General features: G+C 46.4%; 21 protein-coding genes. 7 read left to right on the top strand and 14 right to left on the bottom strand.

Going from position 1 to position 23,898, the window contains the following annotated elements:
• Position 1: 1 nt before the first annotated feature.
• From FFM82_RS05745 to FFM82_RS05725, 5 genes are all read right to left on the bottom strand, one after another.
• Positions 2-643 carry an amino acid ABC transporter permease gene (locus FFM82_RS05745; protein WP_137644917.1) on the bottom strand — a complete coding sequence of 214 codons (642 nt, stop codon included), beginning with the start codon at positions 641-643 and terminating at the stop codon, positions 2-4.
• Complete coding sequence (locus FFM82_RS05740; RefSeq protein WP_371852239.1) at positions 643-1,482, bottom strand: transporter substrate-binding domain-containing protein; 840 nt, start codon at positions 1,480-1,482, stop codon at positions 643-645. The genes FFM82_RS05745 and FFM82_RS05740 overlap by 1 nt, the downstream gene beginning before the upstream one ends.
• Positions 1,483-1,501: 19 nt before the next feature.
• Positions 1,502-2,242, bottom strand: coding sequence for an amino acid ABC transporter ATP-binding protein (locus FFM82_RS05735; RefSeq protein WP_137644916.1), 741 nt, complete (start codon positions 2,240-2,242; stop codon positions 1,502-1,504).
• Between the two features lie 493 nt (positions 2,243-2,735).
• Complete coding sequence (locus tag FFM82_RS05730) at positions 2,736-3,731, bottom strand: D-2-hydroxyacid dehydrogenase (protein WP_137644915.1); 996 nt, start codon at positions 3,729-3,731, stop codon at positions 2,736-2,738.
• Complete coding sequence (locus FFM82_RS05725; RefSeq protein WP_137644914.1) at positions 3,731-4,924, bottom strand: aminotransferase class I/II-fold pyridoxal phosphate-dependent enzyme; 1,194 nt, start codon at positions 4,922-4,924, stop codon at positions 3,731-3,733. The genes FFM82_RS05730 and FFM82_RS05725 overlap by 1 nt, the downstream gene beginning before the upstream one ends.
• Before the next feature lie 396 nt (positions 4,925-5,320).
• Here FFM82_RS05725 and FFM82_RS05720 point away from each other — a divergent pair, with 396 nt between their 5' ends.
• Positions 5,321-5,950, top strand: coding sequence for an HAD family hydrolase (locus tag FFM82_RS05720; RefSeq protein ID WP_137644913.1), 630 nt, complete (start codon positions 5,321-5,323; stop codon positions 5,948-5,950).
• Positions 5,951-6,328: 378 nt separating this feature from the next.
• Here FFM82_RS05720 and FFM82_RS05715 read toward each other — a convergent pair whose 3' ends face one another.
• The 4 genes from FFM82_RS05715 to FFM82_RS05700 form a co-directional block, all read right to left on the bottom strand.
• The gene (locus FFM82_RS05715; protein ID WP_137644912.1) at positions 6,329-7,138 is read right to left on the bottom strand and encodes a DUF6681 family protein; all 810 of its coding nucleotides are present in this window, start codon (positions 7,136-7,138) and stop codon (positions 6,329-6,331) included.
• 3 nt (positions 7,139-7,141) lie between these two features.
• Positions 7,142-7,630 carry a hypothetical protein gene (locus FFM82_RS05710; protein ID WP_137644911.1) on the bottom strand — a complete coding sequence of 163 codons (489 nt, stop codon included), beginning with the start codon at positions 7,628-7,630 and terminating at the stop codon, positions 7,142-7,144.
• A 206-nt stretch (positions 7,631-7,836) separates the two neighbouring features.
• Complete coding sequence (locus tag FFM82_RS05705) at positions 7,837-8,286, bottom strand: Fur family transcriptional regulator (RefSeq protein WP_137644910.1); 450 nt, start codon at positions 8,284-8,286, stop codon at positions 7,837-7,839.
• A gap of 88 nt (positions 8,287-8,374) precedes the next feature.
• Positions 8,375-8,953: a guanylate kinase gene (locus FFM82_RS05700; protein ID WP_137644909.1), complete on the bottom strand. Its 579-nt coding sequence runs from the start codon at positions 8,951-8,953 to the stop codon at positions 8,375-8,377.
• Between the two features lie 162 nt (positions 8,954-9,115).
• Between FFM82_RS05700 and FFM82_RS05695 the strand changes: the two genes are divergently transcribed.
• Complete coding sequence (locus tag FFM82_RS05695) at positions 9,116-9,265, top strand: hypothetical protein (protein ID WP_137644908.1); 150 nt, start codon at positions 9,116-9,118, stop codon at positions 9,263-9,265.
• Positions 9,266-9,347: 82 nt separating this feature from the next.
• Here FFM82_RS05695 and FFM82_RS05690 read toward each other — a convergent pair whose 3' ends face one another.
• Positions 9,348-9,767, bottom strand: a complete 420-nt coding sequence (locus FFM82_RS05690; RefSeq protein ID WP_137644907.1) for a bis(5'-nucleosyl)-tetraphosphatase — start codon at positions 9,765-9,767, stop codon at positions 9,348-9,350.
• 41 nt (positions 9,768-9,808) lie between these two features.
• Positions 9,809-10,633, bottom strand: a complete 825-nt coding sequence (locus FFM82_RS05685; RefSeq protein WP_225425630.1) for a PfkB family carbohydrate kinase — start codon at positions 10,631-10,633, stop codon at positions 9,809-9,811.
• A gap of 249 nt (positions 10,634-10,882) precedes the next feature.
• On the opposite strand from FFM82_RS05685, the gene FFM82_RS05680 reads away from it, so the two are divergent.
• The 4 genes from FFM82_RS05680 to FFM82_RS05665 all read left to right on the top strand — a co-directional run bounded on the left by FFM82_RS05680 (position 10,883) and on the right by FFM82_RS05665 (position 14,987).
• Positions 10,883-12,280: an amino acid permease gene (locus tag FFM82_RS05680; RefSeq protein WP_137644905.1), complete on the top strand. Its 1,398-nt coding sequence runs from the start codon at positions 10,883-10,885 to the stop codon at positions 12,278-12,280.
• 114 nt (positions 12,281-12,394) lie between these two features.
• Positions 12,395-12,709: a transposase gene (locus FFM82_RS05675; protein ID WP_137644904.1), complete on the top strand. Its 315-nt coding sequence runs from the start codon at positions 12,395-12,397 to the stop codon at positions 12,707-12,709.
• 311 nt (positions 12,710-13,020) lie between these two features.
• Positions 13,021-14,646 carry a peptide ABC transporter substrate-binding protein gene (locus tag FFM82_RS05670; protein ID WP_137644903.1) on the top strand — a complete coding sequence of 542 codons (1,626 nt, stop codon included), beginning with the start codon at positions 13,021-13,023 and terminating at the stop codon, positions 14,644-14,646.
• A 20-nt stretch (positions 14,647-14,666) separates the two neighbouring features.
• Positions 14,667-14,987, top strand: a complete 321-nt coding sequence (locus FFM82_RS05665; protein WP_137644902.1) for a thioredoxin family protein — start codon at positions 14,667-14,669, stop codon at positions 14,985-14,987.
• Positions 14,988-15,201: 214 nt separating this feature from the next.
• Here the strand turns inward: FFM82_RS05665 and FFM82_RS13880 are convergent, their stop codons facing one another.
• The 3 genes from FFM82_RS13880 to FFM82_RS05650 form a co-directional block, all read right to left on the bottom strand.
• On the bottom strand, positions 15,202-20,154 hold the full coding sequence (locus FFM82_RS13880) for a bifunctional glycosyltransferase/CDP-glycerol:glycerophosphate glycerophosphotransferase (protein ID WP_170178223.1): 4,953 nt from the start codon (positions 20,152-20,154) through the stop codon (positions 15,202-15,204).
• Positions 20,114-20,377: a glycosyltransferase family 2 protein gene (locus FFM82_RS13875; protein WP_170178222.1), complete on the bottom strand. Its 264-nt coding sequence runs from the start codon at positions 20,375-20,377 to the stop codon at positions 20,114-20,116. The genes FFM82_RS13880 and FFM82_RS13875 overlap by 41 nt, the downstream gene beginning before the upstream one ends.
• Positions 20,378-20,714: 337 nt before the next feature.
• Positions 20,715-21,116, bottom strand: coding sequence for an OsmC family protein (locus tag FFM82_RS05650; RefSeq protein ID WP_137644899.1), 402 nt, complete (start codon positions 21,114-21,116; stop codon positions 20,715-20,717).
• A 140-nt stretch (positions 21,117-21,256) separates the two neighbouring features.
• Here FFM82_RS05650 and FFM82_RS05645 point away from each other — a divergent pair, with 140 nt between their 5' ends.
• A complete protein-coding gene (locus tag FFM82_RS05645; RefSeq protein ID WP_137644898.1) occupies positions 21,257-23,701 on the top strand; it encodes a Xaa-Pro dipeptidyl-peptidase in 2,445 nt (814 codons plus the stop codon).
• Positions 23,702-23,898: the final 197 nt, after the last annotated feature.

Raw genomic sequence — 23,898 nt, 5'->3', positions numbered from 1 at the left:
CTTACTTGGCAAGTTGTTTTTCTAAATGCCGCATGTAATAACTCAGCGGTAGCGTAATCACGAGGTAAAACCCACCGACGACCATGTAACTGTTGATCGTGTCCAGCGATAACGACGCAATTGAATTGGCCTGGTACATCAGGTCAAAGCCGGCGACGAACGCCAATACCGACGAATTTTTCACCAGGTTAATGAACTGATTGCCCAGGGGTGGGATCACAATTTTGAAGGCCTGTGGGAGCACGATCTTACTCATCGCCTGCCAATACGTCATCCCGTTAGCGCGGGCACCTTCCATCTGCCCCGGGTCAACCGACTGAATCCCCGCACGGACCGTTTCGGCGATAAACGACGACGTATAGATGGTTAGGCCAATCGTCCCGGCAGTAAAGCCATCAATTTTTGCAACGTAGAGCGGAATAATCACGTAGAAAAACATCGCAATTACCAGTAACGGGATATTTCGAAAAATCTCAATGTAGACCCGGCCAATCACCCGCATCAGCCGGTTCGGCAATACTTCGAAGATGGCGAACATCGTGCCGATCATCGTACTGAAAATCAGGGCAATCAGGCTGGATAATAACGTGTAACCGAGTCCTTGAACCAGCTCGGACCAGTAGTGCGTCAAAATAGTTATCATTAGCGAGCCGCCTCCTTATAGTCGAAACCAGCAACATTGCCGAACCACTTCTTTAAAATGCGGTTATACGTTCCGTCAGCTTCAATTTCTGCCAGAGCCTGGTTGACGCTCTTCTTAAACGGCGTCTGGCCCTTATTAATCGCAATGCCGTAGGGTTCCTTCGTAAAGGTTCCGCCCACAACTTCGTATCCGGGATTTTGGGTCGCCATCCCGTATAAAATACCGTTATCAGTGGTCAGCGCGGCGCCCTGGCCGGATTTCAAGGCGGTCATGGCCTGCGCGTAGTCGGATAATTCTAACACCCGCGCCTTGGGGGCCGACTTTTTAATGTTAGCAACCGAGTTGGCCCCGGTCACGCCGAGCACCTTCGTCCCAGCCTTATCGAGATCCTTAACCGATTTGACCGGACTGCCCTTCTTCACTAACAGTGACTGACCGGCGTCAAAGTACGACTTCGAAAAATCAACTTGCTTTTCACGTTCCGGCGTAATCGTCATCGTGGCGATAATGGCGTCGATATTGCCATTCTTAAGCAACGGAATCCGCGTTTGACTAGTGACTTGGACGAACTTTGCCCGCCCGTTTTCCCCCAAGATACGCTTGGTGATGGCCTTAGCGATGTCCACGTCGAAGCCCTTGACCTGGTTATCCTTGACGTCCATTAAACCGAACAGCTTGGTATCGGCTTTAACACCCCAGGTGATCGTGTTACTGGCACGGTCGTTTTGAAGCACGTCCTGCTTGGACAGGGACTGGCGCTGACCGCAAGCCGTTAAGAACACGGTCACGATGCCGAACAGTGCCAGTAAACGCACCAGTCGGGTTACTTTTTTTATCATCAGCTTTCCTCCCTATCCGCTAGTGCGTAATAATTTTGCCTAAAAATTGCCGGGCCCGCTCGTTGGCTGGCTGACCGTCAAAGAAGGTCGACTTGGCATCGTCTTCCAAAATTTCACCGTCCGCCATGAAGATCACCCGGTCGGCTACTTCACGGGCAAAGCCCATTTCGTGGGTCACGACCAGCATCGTCATACTGGAATCCTCCGCGACGGTCTTCATTACGTTTAACACGTCGTCGATCATTTCCGGATCCAGTGCCGAAGTCGGTTCGTCAAACAACAAGCACTTTGGCTTCATCGCCAGTGAGCGGGCAATCGCGATGCGTTGCGCCTGGCCACCGGAGAGCTGACTGGGTAAATTGTTGGCCTTATCCGCTAAACCGACACTATCGAGTAGCGCCATCGCCAGCTGCTTGTTTTCCGCTTCCGGCCGTTTCAGCACGAGCCGCGGCGCAATCATGATATTTTCTAAAACCGACTTGTTGGCGTACAGGTTGAAATGTTGAAAGACCATGCCAACGTTTTTACGAATCTTATTCATATCGGTCTTACGGTCGGCCAAATCAAAACCGTTGACCAGTAGCTGGCCGGACTGCACCCGTTCCAAACCGTTGACGGTTCGAATCAGGGTACTCTTACCGGAACCCGAGGGGCCGATTAAAACCACTTTTTCGCCCTCGTTGATGGTCAAATTAATATTTTTTAAAGCGTGGAAGTCCCCGTAGTACTTCTCCACGTTGTGAAATTCGATCATTGACATGGCTGTCACCTTCGCTTTCTAAACCAGTAATGGACTGGTAAATGAGAATTATGGCATTAATAATAAAAATTAAAATATCTTTATCATTCGTTAATGCGTTCTAAATAGTTTAATATAAAATTAGTAAATATGTCAAAAGTCACGGTTTTATTGTTCGTAACAGCCAAAATCATCAGCTAAGTTCAGAACGATTTTGGTTAAAATTACCTAAATCAGGCTGATTTTTCGAATTATTTTTAGTTGTAATCTCTAATCTTTCATATTTAAGTATTAAAAATAAATGAGAAAGTTTTTAATTTTCGAGCTCGTTTTGGTTATTTTCTTTAGTCTAATCCCCAAATCACGTTACTTTCTTAACCGACCACCACTAACGCCTTTGCAAAAGCCCACCTGCCCACAAAAAAAAATCGGAGCACGACGTATCCGTGTACGTCGTGCTCCGATTAAATTAGTTGTACTTCACTTCAGTTTTTCCTGGCCCACTCAGGAAGATTTAGAACGCGTGGTCGGTCTGACCACCCTTAATAATCGTCAACACGTCGTCTAAACTAATATCGACCATGTTCTTAACGGCTAAGTTCGTGTAGAAGCCCACGTGCGGCGTGATAATCACGTTCGGCATCTGCATCAACTGAGCCACGTTGGTATCCTGCAACACTTCCCCCTGGTGATTCTGGTTGAAGAGCGCCTGTTCGCCTTCAACCGTATCCAGGGCAGCCCCGGCAATTTCACCGGCCTTTAAAGCGGCAACCAGTGCGTCGGTGACGATGACCGGCCCACGTGAAGCGTTGACGATGAAGGCGTCGGATTTCATTAATTTCAACGCCGGTCCGTCGATCAAGCCTTTGGAAGTCTCGTTCAAGTCAACGTGTAAGTCAACAACGTCTGCCTGCTTCAACAAGTCTTCCTTGGTGTCAACGTAAGTCAGCACGTCTTCTAATTCGGGATGGCGCACCACGTCATAGGCAATCACCTTAGCACCCAGACCGTGGAATAAGCGCGCCGCGGTACCACCAATCCGGCCGGCACCAATGATTCCAACGGTGAGCGAGCGGATTTCACGTGCTTGTAACCCGGCCCACTGGAAGTTTTGTTGGCCAATCCGACTATCGAACAACTCAAGGTTGCGAATCAGGCGCATCGTTTGGGCAACCGCCATTTCAGCCACTGAGTTGGGCGAGTATGCCGGCACGTTGGTCACCGTTAACCCGGCAGCCTTGGCGGCTGGAATATCGATCGTGTCGACCCCGGCCGTCCGACTGGTTAACTGTTTGAGCCCCATATCAGCCAACTTTTGGTAAACGCTCGGGTCGTCACCGATCGCACTCCGTTGCTGAATGACGAGGCCGTCATAACCCTTAGCCAGGTCGGCCGTTTGCGGGTGAAATTCCAAGTCGTTGGTATCGACCTGGACGTCATTAGCCTGCGCCCACGCTTTGATTGCTGCTTGTTCGTCATCACGTACACTGTACATTAAAATTTTTGTCATTACTTTGCCTCCGCTGATTTTTTTGCCACGTATTCGCTCATCCGTTCAACCGCCGTCTTCAAATCGGCCATCGACGCCGCGTAACTAATGCGGACGTACCCGTCACCACCAGGGCCAAATGAGCTGCCAGGAATTAACGCGACCCGCGCTTCGTGTGCTAATTCACGGCAGAATGCCATGCTATCTTGCGGCAAGCCCGCCGGAATTTTACTGAACAGGTAAAAGGCCCCTTCTGGTTTCGCCGACTTGAAGCCGATCTTGTTTAACGCCGCGTAAAGGTAATCACGCCGTTGCTGGTACTCCTGCTTCATCGTCTGGCCGTCATCGATGCCGTTGCTGAGCGCTTCGGCCGCGGCCGCTTGCGCGTTGGTGGTCGTTGAGGTGACCGTAAACTGGTGAATTTTACCCAGCTGCGCGGTAATTTCTTTCGGTGCACACATAATCCCGATTCTCCACCCGGTCATGGCGTGCGACTTGGAAACCCCGTTAAGTAAAATGGTCTGTTCGGGTAAGTAGCTAGCAATTGACACGTGGGCGTCACCGTACGTCAACTCACTGTAAATTTCGTCGGATAACACGAAAATCGGTTTATCAGCTAAAACGGCTGCCAACGCCTTCAAGTCGTCCTTACGGTAGGTCACACCAGTTGGGTTGGACGGGAAGTTTAACACCACCGCCTTAGTTTTCGGGTGAGCAGCTAAGGTTTCGCTGAGCATCTCCGGTGACAACACGAAGTCATTTTTAGACGTATCCATGAAGACCGGCGTTGCGCCGTTCAACTTCGCAATCGCGATGTAAAGTGGGAAAATCGGGGTCGGAATCAAGACTTCGTCACCGGGATTTAAAATCGAACTGAGCGCGGTGTAGATCCCGCCAGTCGCACCAGCCGTGATAATGACTTCACTTTTCGGATTGTAATGGACGTCGTACTTCTTTGCCAAGAAATCGGCTGCTGCCGTCCGCAATGCCAACGTCCCGTTTGACGGTGCGTAGTGGCTTTCGTTATTTTCGATACTTTTAATGGCCGCTTGCTTCACGTGTTCGGGGGTATTGAAATCCGGTTCACCAAGGGTTAGGCGGACAATCCCCGGAATGTTAGCAATTTCAGCATTGAACGCTAAAATATCGGACGGTTGAATCGCACCGATTTCATGATTCATTTGTTGGACTAAGGTTGCTGGACTAATTGACATATTGGTTCCTCCAATTTTAATTAGTTGGTGCGGGCGGCACGTGGTGGGCGTAAAAAAACACACCCCTTGAAAATTCAAAGGGTGTGTCACTGAAAAAACTATTTTAGCCACCCTTGGAATTTTCAAACATCCATGGGCGCCGTTCAATCACAAAAAGCTTTTGGCAACCGCATCGATGCAAACATCGGATTCGTGTTTGCACCTAAGCAGCCGGCACAAACACTAGCGAAAATACCAAAAGTAAAAACTAGTTGAAGTTTTAACGTGATTCAACGGTAATGACATAACATTAGCTCCTCATCAATTGTTAATCTAACTATAACGATTCAAATAATCACTGTCAATACCTAATTTTGATATACTGTTAGTGTAGTGATTAAGAAGGGATGATGTAATTTGACTTACCAGGCAATTATGTTTGATATCGACGGGACCCTGACCAACAGTCAACCCGTTTACACCACCGTCATGCGCGCCGTACTGAAAGAATTTGGCCGCGACTTTTCTGACGACGATGCCCAACTAACGTTTCCAATGGCGGCCGAACAGGCGCTCGCCCACCTCGGCATTGAAGCCGACGAGGTCGACCGGTTCCAAGTCCGCTACGAAGCGGTCATGGCCGACCACTTTACCGACATTAAGTTGTTCCCCGGTATCGAAACGATGATGGCCCAGCTACCTAGCGACGTCAAGTTAGGAATCGTTACTTCCCAACGTCGTAACGAAATGGACACCGTCATGGCGCCGCACGCACCGGTTATGGCCCACATGGACGTAACGATTGGCGCCGACGATACCCCGAAACGCAAGCCCGACCCGCTCCCCCTATTGACCGCTTTAAAACGGGTCAACGTCACACCGGAAAACGCCCTGTTCGTCGGCGATTCTCTCAGTGATGAGAAAACCGCGGCCGCGGCCAACGTCGACTTTGGTTTGGCCGGTTGGGGTATGGATCCTAACGCCAGTCATCAAACGGTTGCGCACCACTTTGAGCACCCCGCGGACATTGCCGCCCTGTATCACTAAACTTAACGTAAATTAAAGCTACCCCGCTTTTCCGAATAGTTGGAAAAGCGGGGTAGTTTATTTTTAGTCGTATGGCCGAAACGTGTTCGGGGAAGCTGACACCTGTGCTTGTTACGCTACTTGGCAGTCTTGCCGAAACGTGTTCGGCGGGGCAACTTCCTGCGCTTGCTACGCTAACCGGCAACTGCAAAGCCCGCATTTGGCAGCATAGCCGAAACGTGCTCGGGGAAGCTAACACCTGTGCTTGCTACGCTACTTGGCAGTCTTGCCGAAACGTGTTCGAGGAAGCTGACACCTGTGCTTGCTACGCTAAGCAGCCATTGCAAAAACCGCAATAACTGCTTAGCTAGGCAATGCTCGGTGTCAACCCGCTTCCCCTCACACTCTATCCTTATACGCCACCTGCGCCGCTACCTGGTAGTCGCCGGGCTGCTCAATCGTTGAATTCCGGCCCGCCGTCTTCGACATCCCGCCAGTGATCACGGCGGTTGCCAAGTATAATTTGTAATCTTCGTGGGCGTCGTGTACCGCCGTTAAACCGACCCGCGTCACGTGACCGACCGGCAACTGGTCCAACTGGTTCAAGCCCGCGTAAACCACTAAGCGGTGATTTTCCAATTTTAATTGTGAAAATGGTAGCTGGGCACCCTGACCGATGGCATAAACGGCCTCGCCACTAGCCTTTAAATCGCGCATGATTTCCTTATCACTCTTGCCACCATAATCGAGTTTGATGACGTTCGCCGCCTGCAATTGGTCCACGATTTGGTGTAGGTTGGTTTGCTCTTCGCGCGACGTCTTAATGGTTGCTGGTAATAAATCCTGACCGTCAAAAATACCGTTAGCGGGCACGTAGCCCGGCATGGCCGTTGCAGCCTGTTCAGCCGCCACGGCTTCCTTGGGTTTACCACCCAGTAATTTTTCAATTTTAGGCGACAAGTCATACTTTGCCGTCTTATTAGTAAAGTAATAAATCACGTTTAACACGATAAAATAAATTAAGGCTAAGAAGACTAGCAGGTACAGTAATCCCCGCACCCAGGCGCCGTTTTGCATCAACCGAATCGCGACGTAGCCCAAATAGAGGTTCCCGGCAATGCCGATTCCCGTATAGATTTGGTTCTTGATCTTAACGTTCACGTTCACGTAACCCAGGGCGTGGTTGATCATATCTAAAATACTAAACATTCACTATTCGCCCCCATCATCGGTCGTATCCGCCGCGGACTGCGTCGTAGTCGTGGCACTGGACGACGTCGTACTTGACGTATCGTCATCCGTCGTTGAATCACTATCATCGGTTGAAGAACTAGCCGCCGAACTTTCGGTCTCACTAGAGCTGGTCGTCGTCGCCGAGCTACTCTCGGTATCACTGCTAGTCGCACTGCTACTTTCCGAGTCAGTCGTCGAACTGCTGGTTGCGCTGGACGAATCCGCATCACTGGAACTATTACTGCTCTGTTTGTCCGAAGCATCTTCATCACTAGAATTTTTATCTTCGTCATTATTTTTGTCAGAACTACTTGACGACGATGAAACGACCCGGCTAGATTTACTACTTGCCGGGGCACCGTTAACGGTGTTAGTCGTCTTGTTCACAACCACGTTGGTCGCACCAAGTGCCAAAACGATCGAAACAATTGCAAATGGTGAAATAAATGGTGGTGTTCGGTATGCCATCAGTATCATTTCCTTCCCTGTCATGCCGGTTGGCTTTCTCAACCTCCCATTAAACCACGTCCCGACACAACGTGCATTAATTAACGGTTAAATTAAGAAAGTCTTTATGATAATCGGTTAGTTTCAACCCGTACCAATTTTTTATTTTAAGAATATAAGCCCATTATATCAGTAAATAAAAAATAGACCAGTTACTAAAAACTGATCTACTTGGCCGACTGCGGCTTCAACTCGGCCGTACAATCAGCACACAACCCGTAAAACTCAATCCGGTGCCCGGTAATCGTGCAACCCGGTAACTGGTCTTCAAAAGCATCCAGTGGGCACGCTTCGAGCTCCTGGACCTTACCACAGTTTGAACAAATAAAGTGGTGGTGGTGCTGGTGCTTAAAGTCACACTGATATTTGACCAGCGTCTGCTTTGCTTGGGCTTTCAGCTCGAGCAGTCCCAACGCCTCAAATTCCTTGACGTTCCGGTAGATGGTGTTGTGGCTCATCCCGGGAAAGAGTCCCCGCATGTGCTCGTCGACTTCAGCAATCGCAACGTAGTGGTCCTGATACGTCACTAGGTAGTCGATCAGGGCCTGCCGTTGCTTGGTTATTTTAAGCTGGTTACGGCGCAAAATCGCCACGGCCTGTTCAATCGTTGGGTTCATCTGGCTCCCCACCTTTCCAAATTTAGCAGCCTCTTGCTAAATCATAATCATTACTATTTACTTTAGCATACCGACTACCGAAAGTGAATTAATTTGCCGAATCACTCACTTGCTGATAATGATGAACTAACGCGTCCAGCTTAGCGCGCGTCTGGGTCCAATCATCGTTAACTAGCGCCGTCGCGTGGCCAACTAACCCGGCCGGTAGCTGCTGATCACGTTGATATTCCTGACTCGCAACCCGCTTTTTGATTCGTTCCGGGTGGTCACCGCGTTTAGCTAACCGTTCCACTAACGCACGGTTATCCGGCACTTCCAGATAAATAATCACAGCTTGTCGGCCCAGTTCACGAGCGTACGTGATGGCGCCGGCCGTATCGAGAACGATGCTGACCAACGGTGATTTCGACCAGCCGGCCGCCAGCCCTTCACGTGACGACCCGTACTGGTTACCGCTATAAGTCACGTGCTCTAAGTAATGCTTAGTTGCAAAGCTTGCCGGCGTTTCAAAATAATAATCGCGGCCGTCGACTTCCCCATCACGGGGCGCCCGGGTCGTATGGGTGATCACCTGCGGAATATTAAAGTGGTCTTTTAAGTAGTGACTGACGGTCGTTTTACCACTGCCCGTGGGTCCGGTAATCACGATGACTTGGTTAGTCGTCATTAGTAAAAATCTCCTTATAATCTGATTATTTTCAACTTTTTGTAAAGCTTTTCATTTGCGTTAGACCGGCAAACCGAGTATAGTGTAGAAATTGTAAGGTTCAAGATGATGAAAGCATCTCGTAGCACAACCAAACAATTTTCATGAAGGGAGTTTTGTCAAATGAAATTCAAAACAACGAACAGCTGGTTCACCATTGTGTTGGACACGCAACGCCAATTATTTGTTGCAACTGACAAACTTCATCCAGAATTGTCCGCTGAAGGCGTAACAATCGAAGATGCAGTTGCAAACTTAAAAACTCAAGCCTAGCGCGTTTAACTCAAAAACAAACTTTAATTGATTAAAAATTACTGGTCACCGCTTATGCGACGGTGCCAGTAATTTTTTTTGCTTAATTTAGATGGGCTTCAATGTACGTGTTGGCTTGATCCAACATTGTCTTTAAGTTGTCGTAGCTCAAACGCTTACGCGCCGTTGCGTAGTCAAACCACCCCACCGCGCTGATTTCTTCCCTTTGTCGCGTTACGGCAACACCCGCGGGAACCTCACTCACAAACAGCGTCACCTGCTTTAAGTTACCGTTGGGTAGCTGGTATTCGGTGTAGGCTTTAAAAGCCGTATCGACCTGCACGTCGAGCTGGGTTTCTTCTCGAATTTCACGTACCGCCGTTTCAGCTAAGGTTTCGTGACCCTCTAAGTGGCCCTTAGGGAAGCCCCAGAAATCACTAGTGGCGCTTTGTAATAATAAATAAGCCGGGTGACCGTCACGTTGCTGATAGACGACGGCCCCACTCGCTACTTCTGTACTCATCATCCGATCCTCCTCGTTACTCGTTCCTAGTATACCATGTTCTAATTCAATGAGAGAATCGCCCGTAACATTTGGGCTAAAGCGATGCCCTGACGTGGGTCGGTTCGCCGTTCAGCCAAGGTTTCCGCCACCGCTAAGTGCATCCACTGGTTGGCTAATTCAAGGCTGCGGGTCAACGAAAAACCCCGTCCCAATAATCCGGCAATGGCAGCGGCCAGCGTGTCGCCGGTACCATTATAATGCCCAGGCAGCCGCGGTTCACCGACAAACTGAACGGCGCCGCGCTCATCAAGCCAGGCACAGCCGATCCGGTCCTCCCGCGTCACGTCGGTAATGACCGCGTGGGCACCGGGCTTAAGCCCCGCTTGTAGGGCCGTGAGAGTTGCCCGCAAATCCGGCACCGGTTGGTACGGCCGGCCGGTCAACAACGCAGCCTCGGTAACGTTCGGTAAAATCACGTCGGCCGTTTTAACCAAATCGCGCATGGCTTCCACGTATTGCTGGTCAAATCCGCTGTAAAGTTCACCTAAATCCCCCAATACCGGGTCGACCACCAATAAGTCTAACGGCTGACGGGATAAATACTGGGTCAATTGCTGGCAAAGCTGGACCGACCCCACGTAACCGATCAACGCCGCGTCAAATTGCAGATCAGCACGGGTCCAGTGGTCAAAAACGGCTGGTAACCAGCTAGATAGGTCAACGACCGCCGGCTTGCCGTAACCACTAGTATGGGTCGATAGTAAACTGGTCGGCAACGCCGCCACTTCGTACTGCATGGCGGTCAGTACCGGTACCGCAGCACTTAACGAGATACCACCAACCGCCGAAAGGTCCTGAGCGACTAAAATTGCAGCCAAAATCATTCCTCCTCAAATCATTAAATTCTATGTATTGGGCTAAGCTTAACCCACATTTTATCAGAATCCACGCCAACTGTAACCTACCGGCATTTGATTGCCAAATGGGCGCCAAGTCCCCTAATATGGTTTCTTAACAATCAAAAGCCGATTCTAATTGACTTTTAATAAATGTTCACGTTATCATATTAACATGTTAATTTGTTAAATTACGACAATTAATTGTGATTAATAACCAAAAAGGTGGTTCAAGGTATGGGGATTCGTCAGCGTATTTTCCAAAAAGAACATTTGGAACGCTATTTACAAAAGGACAGTCAGTTTGAACGAACACTGAGTGCCGTCGATTTAATTGCACTCGGGATTGGTGCCGTCATCGGGACCGGGATTTTCATTTTACCGGGAACGGTTGCGGCAACTAAGGCTGGTCCGGGGATTATTTTGTCATTCGTCATCGCAGCAATCGTCTGTGCCGTGGCGGCCATGTGCTACGCCGAATTTGCATCGGTCCTGCCGGTTGCCGGCTCGGCCTACTCATACGGTAACATCGTCTACGGTGAAATGATCGGCTGGATCATTGGCTGGGCACTCGTCCTAGAGTACGTTTTGGCCGTCGCTGCCGTGGCGGTCGGTTGGGCCGCCTACTTTAATTCGTTTATCGCCGGTTTCGGGTTGCACCTACCGAAAGCCGTCACCGGTTCATTCGATCCGGCCCACGGCACCTACGTTAACCTGGTTGCCATCATTATTGTTTGTATCATTGCCTGGATTATCGACGAAGGCTTAAAGACGTCCGTACGTTTAAACAACATTATCGTGGCCGTTAAACTCACCATCATTATCATTTTCCTATTAGTCGGGGCCTTCTACGTCAAACCAAGTAACTGGACTCCGTTCGCACCATTTGGCGTTAAGGGGATTTTCCAGGGCGCCGCGGTCGTTTTCTTCGCCTACCTTGGCTTTGACGCTGTTTCATCATCAGCGGCCGAAGTTAAAAACGCCAAACGCAACATGCCAATTGGCATTATCGGGACGCTGGTCGTCTGCACGGTCTTCTACATTTTGGTATCGGGCGTGTTAACCGGGATGGTTTCCTACCGCTTACTAAACGTGGATGACGCGGTCACCTTCGCCTTGCAACTCGTTCACCAAAACTTCGTCGCCGGAATCGTTTCGATTGGGGCGCTCGCCGGAATGTTTACCATGATGGTCACCATGATCTACAGTAGTTCACGGCTACTCTACTCGATCGGCCGTGACGGTCTCTTGCCCGCTTTCTTAGGTAAAATCGACAAGCACCACGCCCCGAAACACGCGATGATCACCGTTACAATCGTCATTTCCATTCTCGGTGGGTTCATCCCACTGGGACAACTGGCGAACCTAGTCAATATCGGGACGCTGATTGCCTTTACCTTCGTTTCTTTCGGCATCTTATTACTACGGCGTAACCCGAAGCTCAACCAGATCAAGGGCTTCCGCGTACCGTTTTACCCAGTCCTACCAATCATTTCCGGATTGTTGTGCCTGTTCATGATGACCCAGTTATCGTTGGAAACCTGGGTTGCCTCACTCGTCTGGTTCGTCCTAGGGCTGATCATCTACTTTAGCTACGGCGTCCACCATAGTAAAATGAACCAAACTGAAAATTAACCCTAACAAGCTGACGAACGGTGCGCCGTTCACCAGCTTGTTTTTTAATGCGAATTCATGACAACGGTTTCAACTTCGAGTATGATGAAAGTAACTTAAAGGAGCGTGGTTTCTATGTTAACCCCCAAAAAGATCCATACCGACATTAGTGCTCATCACGAGCAATTTCTTGAAATTTTGGCGCAGGAGCCCTGGCTGATTCCCAGCTTAACGGCCCTGCACCTCGTACCGGTTGTTATTGGCGTTAAAGGATTCTGGAAGAGTAGCGAACTCCGGCTCAAACTAAAAATTGAGCGTGAAAAAACTAAGCAGGCCGCCTTACAACATATGGGCAACGTCCACCCTGGGCCGAAAAAAGTTTGCTGCCCGTCACCACTAGCCAAATTCAAAGCGAGTCACCACCTACCGAACCCGTTACGGCGCCACTAGTGCGACCGAAACAACTTAATTGCTTTTTATTCCTCACTTGATTAAGATATAACCATAATAATTAAGCTTTGATGAGAAGAGTAACGTATTTTTTTAAAGTAGCGACCATGGATAGTGTAAGCATGGTTAGAAGGTACGCGAAAGTGCGCTCGGAGCAACGGTTGCGGTGCAAGCTGCAGTCACGGTTAGTCGCGTTATCGACTACTAAGCGGGTTACGTCAGGTAGCCAACTTAAGGTGGAACCGCGGGGAAACTCGTCCTTAATGATTAATCATTAGGACGAGTTTTTTTATTAAGAGAGGAGTTTTTGGATGAAAAAAGGAGTACTAGGAATCGCAATCACACTGGGGGTCACGCTACCGCTCCTTGCAAGTTGTGGCCAATCAACACCGGCAGACAAGGGCGCTAAAACCACCCTGAATTTAATGCAAACGTCGGCACTAACGAGTCTGGATAGCACCAACCAAGCTACCTTGCCGGAATTCAACACGCTCGTCAACACGTCGGAGGGGCTTTACCGCCTTAACGCCAAGGACCAGCCGGAACCGGCCATGGCGACTAAAATCGTCAAACCCACTAAGAACGGAACCGAGTACGTTTTCCACATTCGCAAAAACGCTAAGTGGAGTAACGGCGAGCCGGTACTTGCTCGGGACTTCGAATACGCTTGGAAACGGGCAATGAACCCGGCAAACAAACCGGTTTACACGTACATTTTCAGTGGCATCAAAAACGCCGATGCCATCAATAAAGAAACCAAGTCCTACCAATCACTAGGTATTGATGCAACCGGTAAGCGAACGCTTAAAATCACGTTGGACCACCCGATGCCCTACTTTAACAAGTTAGTCACGGTACCGGTCTTCTTACCGCAAAACGAGTCGTTCGTCAAAAAGGTCGGTCCCCAAAAATACGGTACCAACGCTAAGAACACCCTGTCAAACGGGCCGTTTAAAGTCACCGGCTGGACTGGGACCAATGACAGTTACACGCTTGCCCGCAATCAGTATTACTGGAATCAAAAATCTATTCACTTGAAGCAAATCAAATACACGACCGTCAAGGATTCCAACACGGCCCATAACCTCTTCAGCGATAACAAGTTGGATGATGCCACCATTTCCGGCGTCACCGCAAAAAGCTTGCAGAAAGATCAAAACGTTAAGCACGTCGATAAGGCTTGGACCTACTACTTACAAGTCAACCAGCGGTCGGGGCAACCGTTGGCCAACGCCAAACTACGGCAAGCCTTATCGCTAGTTATCAACCGCAAGCAACTGACGGAAAACGTGTTAGCCGACGGGTCTCAGCCGGCCTCCAGCTTTACTAGCCCGGGTACCGCAACCGACCCGACGACTGGCAAAGATTTCAGTAAAGAAACCAGTTTTTCCACGGCGGCTAACGTCAAAAAGGCCCAGCAGCTCTGGGCGGCCGGTTTGAAAGAAGCCAAGCTGACGGGGACCGTCAAACTAAGCCTAGTTGGTGACGACCAGGACGTAACCAAGAACGTCGCCCAATTCGTTCAAAAACAAATCGAGCAAAACCTTGACCACGTCCAGGTCAGCATCCGCAACGTTCCCGACAAGGGGTTGCAAAACTTAAAGAACACCGGTAAATTCTCGTTGAGCCAGTGGTACTGGCTCGCCGACTTCGCCGACCCCGTCAACTACCTCGGCGTCGTACAATCACAAAATAGCATGAACAGTGGTCGTTTCAACGACAAGCAGTTCGACCAACTGCTTGAAAAAGCTAACCAAACCAATGATCAAAACGTTTATTGGCAATCACTACGGCAAGCGCAACGTCGGCTTCAAAATCAAGCCGGCTTGATCCCACTCTACTACGTCCGGGAAACTCACCTTGTTCATAGCAATCTCAAGGGCGTGCAATACCACGTTGCCGGCGAAGCCGACTACACCCGCGCCCATTTTAACTAATCAATTGGAGGAATTTAATCATGGAACGTTTACCAGAACTCACAAAAGACGCCTTCTTCGACCGCATTCAAGAAGGCAACTACATTGTCTACTTCGGCGCGGACTGGTGCCGCGAATGCCAATACATTCGGCCAAAACTCCCCGCCATTGAAAATAATTTCCCGGGTTATAAATTCTTAAAGGCCGACCGCGACGAAAACACCCAACTCTGCCTCGACCTCAACGTCCGCGGTCTCCCCAGCTTCATCGGTTTTCATAACGGCGAAGAAAGTGGCCGCTTCGTCAACGGCGATCTGAAGACCCAACCACAAATCGAGAACTGGATCCGACACCTCAAATAATTTCAACCGAAAAAGCTGGCCAAAATGGTCAGCTTTTTGATTTAAATTTAAAAATTTAACTAAAACAGTTTGCTAAAAAATATTATTAAACTACAATCCTATCTACAACTAAAATGTAAACTTTACATTTTTTAATATTAGAAAAAGAACCAATCTGAAAAAAACTGACTGGTCCTCTAGTTAAATACGCTATGATTAACACATTAAATTCTATTTAACAGGTCATAGTATCTTTAAAATCATCCAAAGCTACCCAAAAAGCGGGTACTGACGGGTCTTTTATGGAACTAAGCTTAGCATACTTCATACCAAGCAACGCGTGGGTTCCTAACGATTCTAATTGCATAATTCTTTCAATTTTAAAACCATCTGCCGTCTGCTGTTGATTATGTTCAGGGTCATAGTTACCAACGAAGGAGACGTCGTGCCTATTTTTGAAGTCTTTATTTTCAGACCACATAGAAGCACCAACAGTAATTTCACCCGTTTCAGATAACCCCAATTCTTCCGGACTAAAATAATGATACTTAAGATCCGTTTTAAACAAACCTTCTACAACTCGCTCAGTTGCATGTCCATCCATCCATTGACAGTAAGTTTCAACAAATTGCTGATATTTTTCATCTGGATACCAACTGCCATTAAGAACTTTTTCTAAAGCGCTAACTACCTCTTCATTCGTTTTAACAATGTCACCTGGAACCTGATCCTGAAAGTCAAAATAAAAACCACGAATTTCGTTGGCATAGTCATCCAAATCGTAAGTAAAGAAAATCATCGGCCGTTTCAAAACCGCGTAATCAAACATTACAGAGGAATAATCAGTGATTAGAACATCACTAATTAAATATAATTCATTAATGTCTGCATAATCACTTACGTTTAGAACACTATCATACCCTGATAAATCAAGCGAATTTGCAATCATGTAATGGGTTCGAATTAAAAAGACAGTATTCTCGCCAAATTTCTTTTGCAATAAATCCAAATCCAAATGAAGCTTAGCAGTAAATTCGCTATCCTTTACGTATTCATTATCTCGCCAGGTAGGTGCATATAACACAACATGCTGATAGTTTCTGATACCTAAATCAGCCTTAATTTTCTGAATTAAGTCCGGTGTATAATTCACGAGAACGTCATTACGTGGATAACCAGTTAGCATCATTTGACTTGCATTTTTACGAAATGCACGACTCATAATATCAGCAGAATACTGATTAGGAGCAAGTAAATAATCCCAGCGTCGGGAATCTTTAACAATTTGACGATGGTATTTAGCAACGTTGTTTCCTGGCATAGTCACCAGGTTAACATCCGTACCAATTGTTTTTAATGGTGTACCATGCCAAGTTTGCAATAATGTCGTTCCCTTGGGCACTTTCCAACGGAATGGACGTCGCACATTTGTAATCCAGTATTTAGCTTGAGCCTGCTTAAAAATACCACGATATCCAAAACGGATAATATACGGAATATTGTTTTCTTTAAAGAATTGAACATTTTCTTTATTAACATTCCAATAAAGCTTGTACTTTGGATAGTGTGCTTTAATGTATTCATAAATAGCTTTTGGATTATCAGAGTATTGATGTCCAAAGAAACTTTCAAACATAATAATATTACGTTTAGGTAACTTACGACCTAAGTAGTTCAGTAACCTTGATTGAAAGTCTTTTATCATAAACAAATGCCAGAATTTTTTCCATATAACGCCCTTATCCGGAACCTGATCTAAATCTGCACCCTTAGTGGCTAGAATTTGTTCTATGGTTTTCGCACTAGCATTACCCTTTGAAGTTGCAAAGTCATTAAACTTATCATTAAACGCATCAATCTTAGTTGCATATAATTGTTCTAGCTCTGAGTATCGGCGTAAAGAATCTATTAATTCTTCCGTTGTCGTACAAATTGGTCCGGGCATTTCACGTTCATAGTCTAAATATACTCCCCTATTTTTAGGATCCAAGTACCAATCCTTATCATAGGCATAAAAAATCATTGGTCGCTTCAGCAACGCATAATCAAACATAACTGATGAATAATCTGTAATTAGGACATCACTAACTAGATATAGATCATTAATATCCGGATAATCACTCATATCGTAGACAAACGACCCATAAGCGTTAAAACTATTGGTATTTGCTACCAAATAATGCAATCTAATTAATAAAACGTACTCATCAGATAAACTTGAGCGCAATCGTTCGACATCCAGTTGAAAGTCAAAAGCCCCTGTTCCACGATAAGTTGGTGCGTATAGGACAACTTTCTTTTCAGTTGGAATGTTCAACTTTTCTTTTAACTGTTTCTGATAATCAGTATTATTACGATACTTAATTAAAACGTCATTGCGTGGAAAGTTGGTTTCCATGAGTTTCTGCTTATAATCAAAAGCACTAGTTGCCGTCTCGGCCATGTATTTCGACGGTACAATCATATAATCCCAACGGCGAATTCTACGTGCAAAATTATTTTGAATTCTAGCAGACGCCGTCCTGAAATAGGGTTCATCAAAGCCCATATATTTCAAAAATGTCCCGTGCAACGTTTCAACTTCAATTTGACCGCGTCGTTTTAAATACTGATTTGGCAAATTCGTATTCTGGATAAGATACTTAGAAGTTGCTAAGTAATACCAATACCTTAACGTATTTTTTCTGACCACGACACCGTTTCCAGTAATCGCTGTCTGATCATTAGTAAACACCCAGATAGCTTTAACTTCGGGATGATGTTCATCGAGATATTCATACATTGCTTTTTCGTTACTATCGAATTTTGAAGCCCAGTATGCATCAAACATCATTGTTTTTCGCATCGGTAACCAACGCATTAACGGGTACAAAACAGAATAGCTAACTGCTCGCCGTCCTATAGAGTGATTAAAGAAGCCCGAGAACGGTTGTGTAATCCGAATTTCTGGATAATTATTTGAACTCACTTTCCAATATACATTTGCTTCTCCGGTACTAGTAGTTAGACTGAAAAGCTTAGTTGCAATTTGATTTTTTGCAGTAAACTCAGTCGATGCTTCCCCAACATAAATCTTCGCATCGCAAGTTTCTGAAGTAAAAACATAAAACCTAAATGCATAGGTTCCAGATAAAAGTTGTAATTTTTGGTCAATTAGTAGCGGGATTTTCAACGAAGCGCTTTGGTCGTCAATTTGATAAAAACTAAGTTCATCGAATGAGAATATATACCGATGCTTTTTATCCGTACTGATTAATTCTAATTTCGAACGTTTTAAACATGCGGAACTCCACGTTTCCAACTCAGCTGGCGAAAAATTAATATTAATCTGTAAATACCCATTATTAACAGAACTTTTCGAGAGCGCTAATTTAACCGCCGGATAATCTTTAGTTACCCAATACGTTGAAACACCAGTTGAGCTAACCACTACACGGGCGTCAGGAGTTGCCATTGAAGCCACCACGTTTGTCTCACCACGCTTATAGTGGACTGGGCTATTAGTCTCCGCGTCTAAAATTGTTACTTTCATGAAGTGGCCGAATAAGTTCTCTGGAAAACCTGTAATATTGTAATCTAAGATATTAATTGTTTTATCCGTTACATTGCCCGTTTCATTAGTTAAAGTCCGAATAGGAAAGCGTACGCACTTGGTCAGACTATCCACTGTATAATCTAAAACGCCATTGATGCTGCCTAACTGATCTATTTGAATCAGTGCCTTTTCATTATTCGACATATTAGTATCAAAAATAAGTTCTTCCGCTTCAATCCGTGGATTACTTAAAAACAGTTCATCTCGACTTCGGCTGGAATCTTCCGTTAAATTGTCGACAGAAAAGATTAAATTCCAGGATGGATCATAATTCGTTCTTAAAGTATAACTTTTTTCTTCTAGATGGTTAATTTTTTGTTTCGAAGCCTTTTTGGGCGCACCTAAATAGTGAGTGACCAAGTACGTATCCGCCAAATTATCGTTAATCTGAATTTTCCAGTCACCGCTGTCCAACTGAGTTAGCGCCTCTTTCATATTAAATTGAAATTGGTAGCGAGCGTTGGTCCAACTAGAGCGTGACTTTAATATCCGCTTATACAGGGGCGTTGGTGCACGCCAAAAGGAAATAGGCATGCTTTTCTTGTTTTCTATATTAACTAGAGTAGCCGTTAGCTTTTCGTCTCTGTTGTCGTTTGATTTAATTTTTTTCTTTAAAGGAATAGTGCCAATTCTGAACATTCCACTTCCTGTCACCAAACCATTTTCTCGATTAAATTTCAGTGTCATAAGCTTTTGACGAACAGGCAGAACGTTATCTTTGAAGTATAGTTTTTTTAACACGGATTGGGGTACACCAGGTGCAATAAAGTGATAATGTCCATTTTGCCGCTTAAATTGGCCAAAATTCTTCTGATAAGAATATTTTTTTAGTAACTCAAAGTTTCCCTGCATAATAGCCAAATACTGGACTTGCGTTTTTAATGGCAATAATTTTAAATATTTTTCTTCTAAAAAGTGCCACTTTGAATCGGTTAAAAACTGAAAGGTTATTTCCTGCAACTTATATATATATTCTTCAGTCGCATCCGCTATATTCTCGATGTAAATTGGAATGTCTAATTTCAGGATTTTCACGCGTAGCGCATCCATCAATACGGAATTTTCTTTATACCCAGCATCGAGTAGGTATTGATAAATCGTATTTAAAGCACTCAGCCGACTACGGTAATTATTCAACGCATCCCGATTTTGAGTAATAGAATTCCCAGATTCACGCCAGCGCCATTTATAGACAACATCCGTAGTAACGGTTGTTTTACGTGAAGTTAAGTGAACGGAAGCAGTAAAAGGAATGTCTTCATAAATAATATTATCAATGAAAGAAATTCGATTATCACGTAGAAATGACAATCGGTATACCTTATTCCACACCGTTGTGTCATAAAGAAATTCAGGATGCTCGTCTAAATTTGTATTTACATAATTACCTGTAATTGCAAATTTATGCAAATATGAACCCCGATCACGTAATGAATCAAACCGGCGAACAAAGCCCATGACAACATCTGAATTATTTGATTCAGCTAAATACACAAGCTTGCTATAAGCATTAATTGGCACAAGGTCATCATCGTCAACAAAAGCCAAATATTCACCACGTGCGGCTCGTAATTCCTGAATTACGAGCCGCACTGATACCTTCATTATTAGTCTTATGCAAAACACGTATAAAGTCGTAACGTGCTACATAACTATCTAATATCACCGCAGTCTTATCCGTGGAAGAATCATCGATAAGTAACACATCTAATCGCTCTTTTGGAAAATTAGTCCTGACGATTGAATCTAAACACTCGGCAATCTCATCTTGGATATTGTAACAAGTTACCACAATCGTCAGTAGTTTTTTCTTCATAATTGACATAAACACCTACCTGATAATTTTAAATTTTCAAAACTCTTCAAAAACGCAGTTAATAAACAGTTTGTTTTCATAATCAACACTACAATAACACCCATTATACTGGGCTTTAACGCTTGGTTCAAAGTAAATCAGTTATTTCCGGGACTGATTTGACTATTATTTAACCATTACTGTGATAAAAGCTTCAATATTCCCTTAAGACCACTAAATAATCGTAAGAAGTAAGTGCAAAATATTATTAAATTTTCTTCCTCTAAATATCTACCCTACAATTGCCGCGCTTAACTACATGCCATAACGTGTAATCATAATAATTATACGAATATACCTAAAGGTGGATTCGGACGTTAGCTGAAGCGCCGATTAGTTTGGCGACTGGGCAGCGCTGTTCAGCAAGTGCCAGCCAGCGTTCGGCCGTTGTCGTGTCGACTTCGGGAATGGTCACCTGGGCGTCGAGGCGAAATTGGTAGCCAAAACGATCACGGGCCATTTCGACGGTGGTAACGACTTGGCTTTGGTGGGGAAAGTCGTGTTCCTTTTCAATCGCTTCGAGGGTGGCGTTAAGGCAGGTGCTGAGGGCTAACCCTAGGAGTTGTTCGGGGTTGGACCCAACCGTTTTGCTAAGCGGGCTGGCAATCTCGACACTGAGGCCGTCGGGGACGTACGCGCGTCCTTGAATACCATCTTGGTTGACAGCCTGAGTACGGTATAACGTTGGAAATTCGGGCATGGAGACCACTCCGTTCATCAAGTTAGTTACTTCAATAATCAAATTACCATATTCTCGACTAACTGTCAGTCCCAAGCGTTGTTAAGCGCTTAATTAGCGGTATAATGTTAACTAAACTAAACTATCAGAGGACGTTTGCCATGATAAATAATCAATTTGCGATCGTGCCGACCGATTCCGAAGCGGCCATCGCGGAACTTAAAACTATTCATTTCATTACTGACGAGGTGTCCAAGTTAACGACGGTGCCCGCCGTTTACCGGGCACTACTAGCAAAGAGTTTTCCGGAAGTGAACACCGCTGCCGGGCTGACCCATAAATTTAAAAATTTAATGGCGACTAGTCAACACGACTTGGCTGCTTGGTTGGAAAACGCCACGGTCGTTAATAACCAGGTGTTTTACAACGTTGGGTTACAACTACTCGGCTTTTTACCGGGTGAAGATTTTGACCTGGCCGACCCGCTACTTGCGATGCGCGATATCCACCTACCAATGGTCGCGGACAGTGCTTTTGACCGTGAAGCACTCTATTACGCGTGGTACCTGTTGTTAAATACGCGTGGTAAGAAGGGCCAGACACTGATTGAAATTTTGACGACCCGCGGCTACTTCGCGCCGTTTTACGACTTGCCTAACGCGCAAAAGCCACTGTTCTTCAACGGTAAGTCCCAAGCCGTTTTTAACACCAACCATTTAATTCGCGACGTGGTTTACGTGGAAGCACCGCTGGATACCGATCACGATGGTCAGCGCGACTTGCTGAAAGTCGAAATTTTACGACCAGAGGAAACCGCAAGCGGGCTAAAAGTGCCGGTGCTGTACACGGCAAGTCCCTATAATCAAGGTATTAACGGTCACGCTGGCGATGCCCAGATGCATAACGTTGACGTCCCGTTGACCGCTAAGGAACCTGATAACAACACCTACGACGACGTGGCTTACCAGCCAACGGCGCAAGCACTCCCTGCCAAGCGTCCGGTTGAACACGAGACGAAGGACGCCGAAGAAACCTTTAGTCGTGAACAATCCTACACGTTGAACGACTACTTCTTGGCGCGGGGGTTCGCCGTGGTTTACGCGGCCGGCATCGGTTCGGTCGATTCCGACGGCCTAGCAACCACCGGTGACGTTGCCGAAACAACTTCGACCGTGGCCATTATCGAATGGCTAACTGGCAAGCGGACCGCCTTTACTAATCGTGATGGGAACGTGGCAATTAAGGCGTGGTGGACGAACGGTTCGGTCGCCATGACTGGTCGTTCCTACCTCGGCACCTTGGCAACTGCCGCTGCCACGACCGGTGTGGACGGTCTTAAAACCATTATTTCCGAAGCAGCGATTTCCAGTTGGTATGACTACTACCGTGACAACGGTCTGGTCGTCGCACCCGATACCTTCCAGGGTGAAGACACCGACGTCTTAGCCGCTGAGGTCTTTTCACGCAGTTTAAAGGCTGGCGACGCCCACCGTATTCAACCGGTCTTTGATCAGAAACTAGCCGAGTTGACGCGGGATCAGGACCGGACGACCGGGAACTACAACCGTTTCTGGGATGAACGGAACTACCTGAAGAACGTTGATAAAATCAAGGCTGACATCGTGATGGTCCACGGATTAAACGACTGGAACGTGAAACCCCGTAACGTTGCTAACTTATGGGATAAATTGCAAAACGTGCCGGTTACTAAAAAGCTAATTCTCCATCAGGGCCAGCACATCTACATTAATAACTTACAGTCGCTCGATTTTACCGATATGATGAACCTGTGGCTAAGCCACAAGCTGTACGACGTTGACAACCACGCGGAAAGCTTACTGCCAAACGTGCTGGTTCAAGATAATACCGCCGCGCAAACTTGGCACGGTTACGATAACTGGTGGCAAGATACCGACCAGGCCTTAGACTTTAAGGTGCAGTATAAAGAACTGGTCCCCGCCGACCACGACGTTGACCAACGGGCCGCCCACTTTAGCGATCACTTACCGGATAAGTTATTCGACCACTACCGGCACCACCTAGATGCTTGGCAAGCCGACCTGTTCAGTGAACATAAGTCCGATCCGATGTACGACCACCGGTTACTCTTTAAATCGTGGCAGGCACCGCACGACCAGCTGTTGGTTGGCCGGCCACACATCAAGGGGTCGGTGGCCGTTAACCAGAATCACGGTATGCTCAGCTTTATGCTGGTCGACTTCGGGATGGCCAAGCGCTTAACGGTTAGCCCGCAAATGATTGCGTCTAAGGCGTTAGACCTCGGCTATCACTGGCGCGAGGACGACTTAAAAGACTTTAAGTTAGCGCCGGCAACGCCGTTCAAAATGATCACCAAGGGCCACTTAAACTTACAAAATCGGCACCATCCGTGGCACGCCGAGGCCGTTCAGCCTAACGAATTTTACGACTTTGAACTTGATTTACAACCAATTTTCCACCACTTACTCGCCGGTCACCAAATCGGTTTAGTTATTTACGCAACTGATATGAAGATGACGGTCCGTGGTAACCAAAATTTACAGTACTCGTTGAACTTAAACGATATCCGGTTACACGTTCCCGTTAAGCCGGTTGACCAAAATTAGCACAAGCGTTAAACATACTAAGATTAGCTCTGTAAAACCAAACCGGTTTTACAGAGCTTTTTGAATTACAGTGGAATATGTGGAGCTAAAGATCGAACATGCCCTTTGGACTTCAAGTCCGTATTACAAACCGATCACCGCCATTATTCTTAGTAATTCAGGTTTAAGTATGTTGGTCTTCGAGACCGTGTTTAGGA

The organism is Lactiplantibacillus plajomi (genome assembly GCF_005405405.1).
Classification (GTDB): domain Bacteria; phylum Bacillota; class Bacilli; order Lactobacillales; family Lactobacillaceae; genus Lactiplantibacillus; species Lactiplantibacillus plajomi.
Note: the sequence above shows the minus strand (reverse complement) of the source record. Positions and strands in the feature narration are given on the sequence as shown.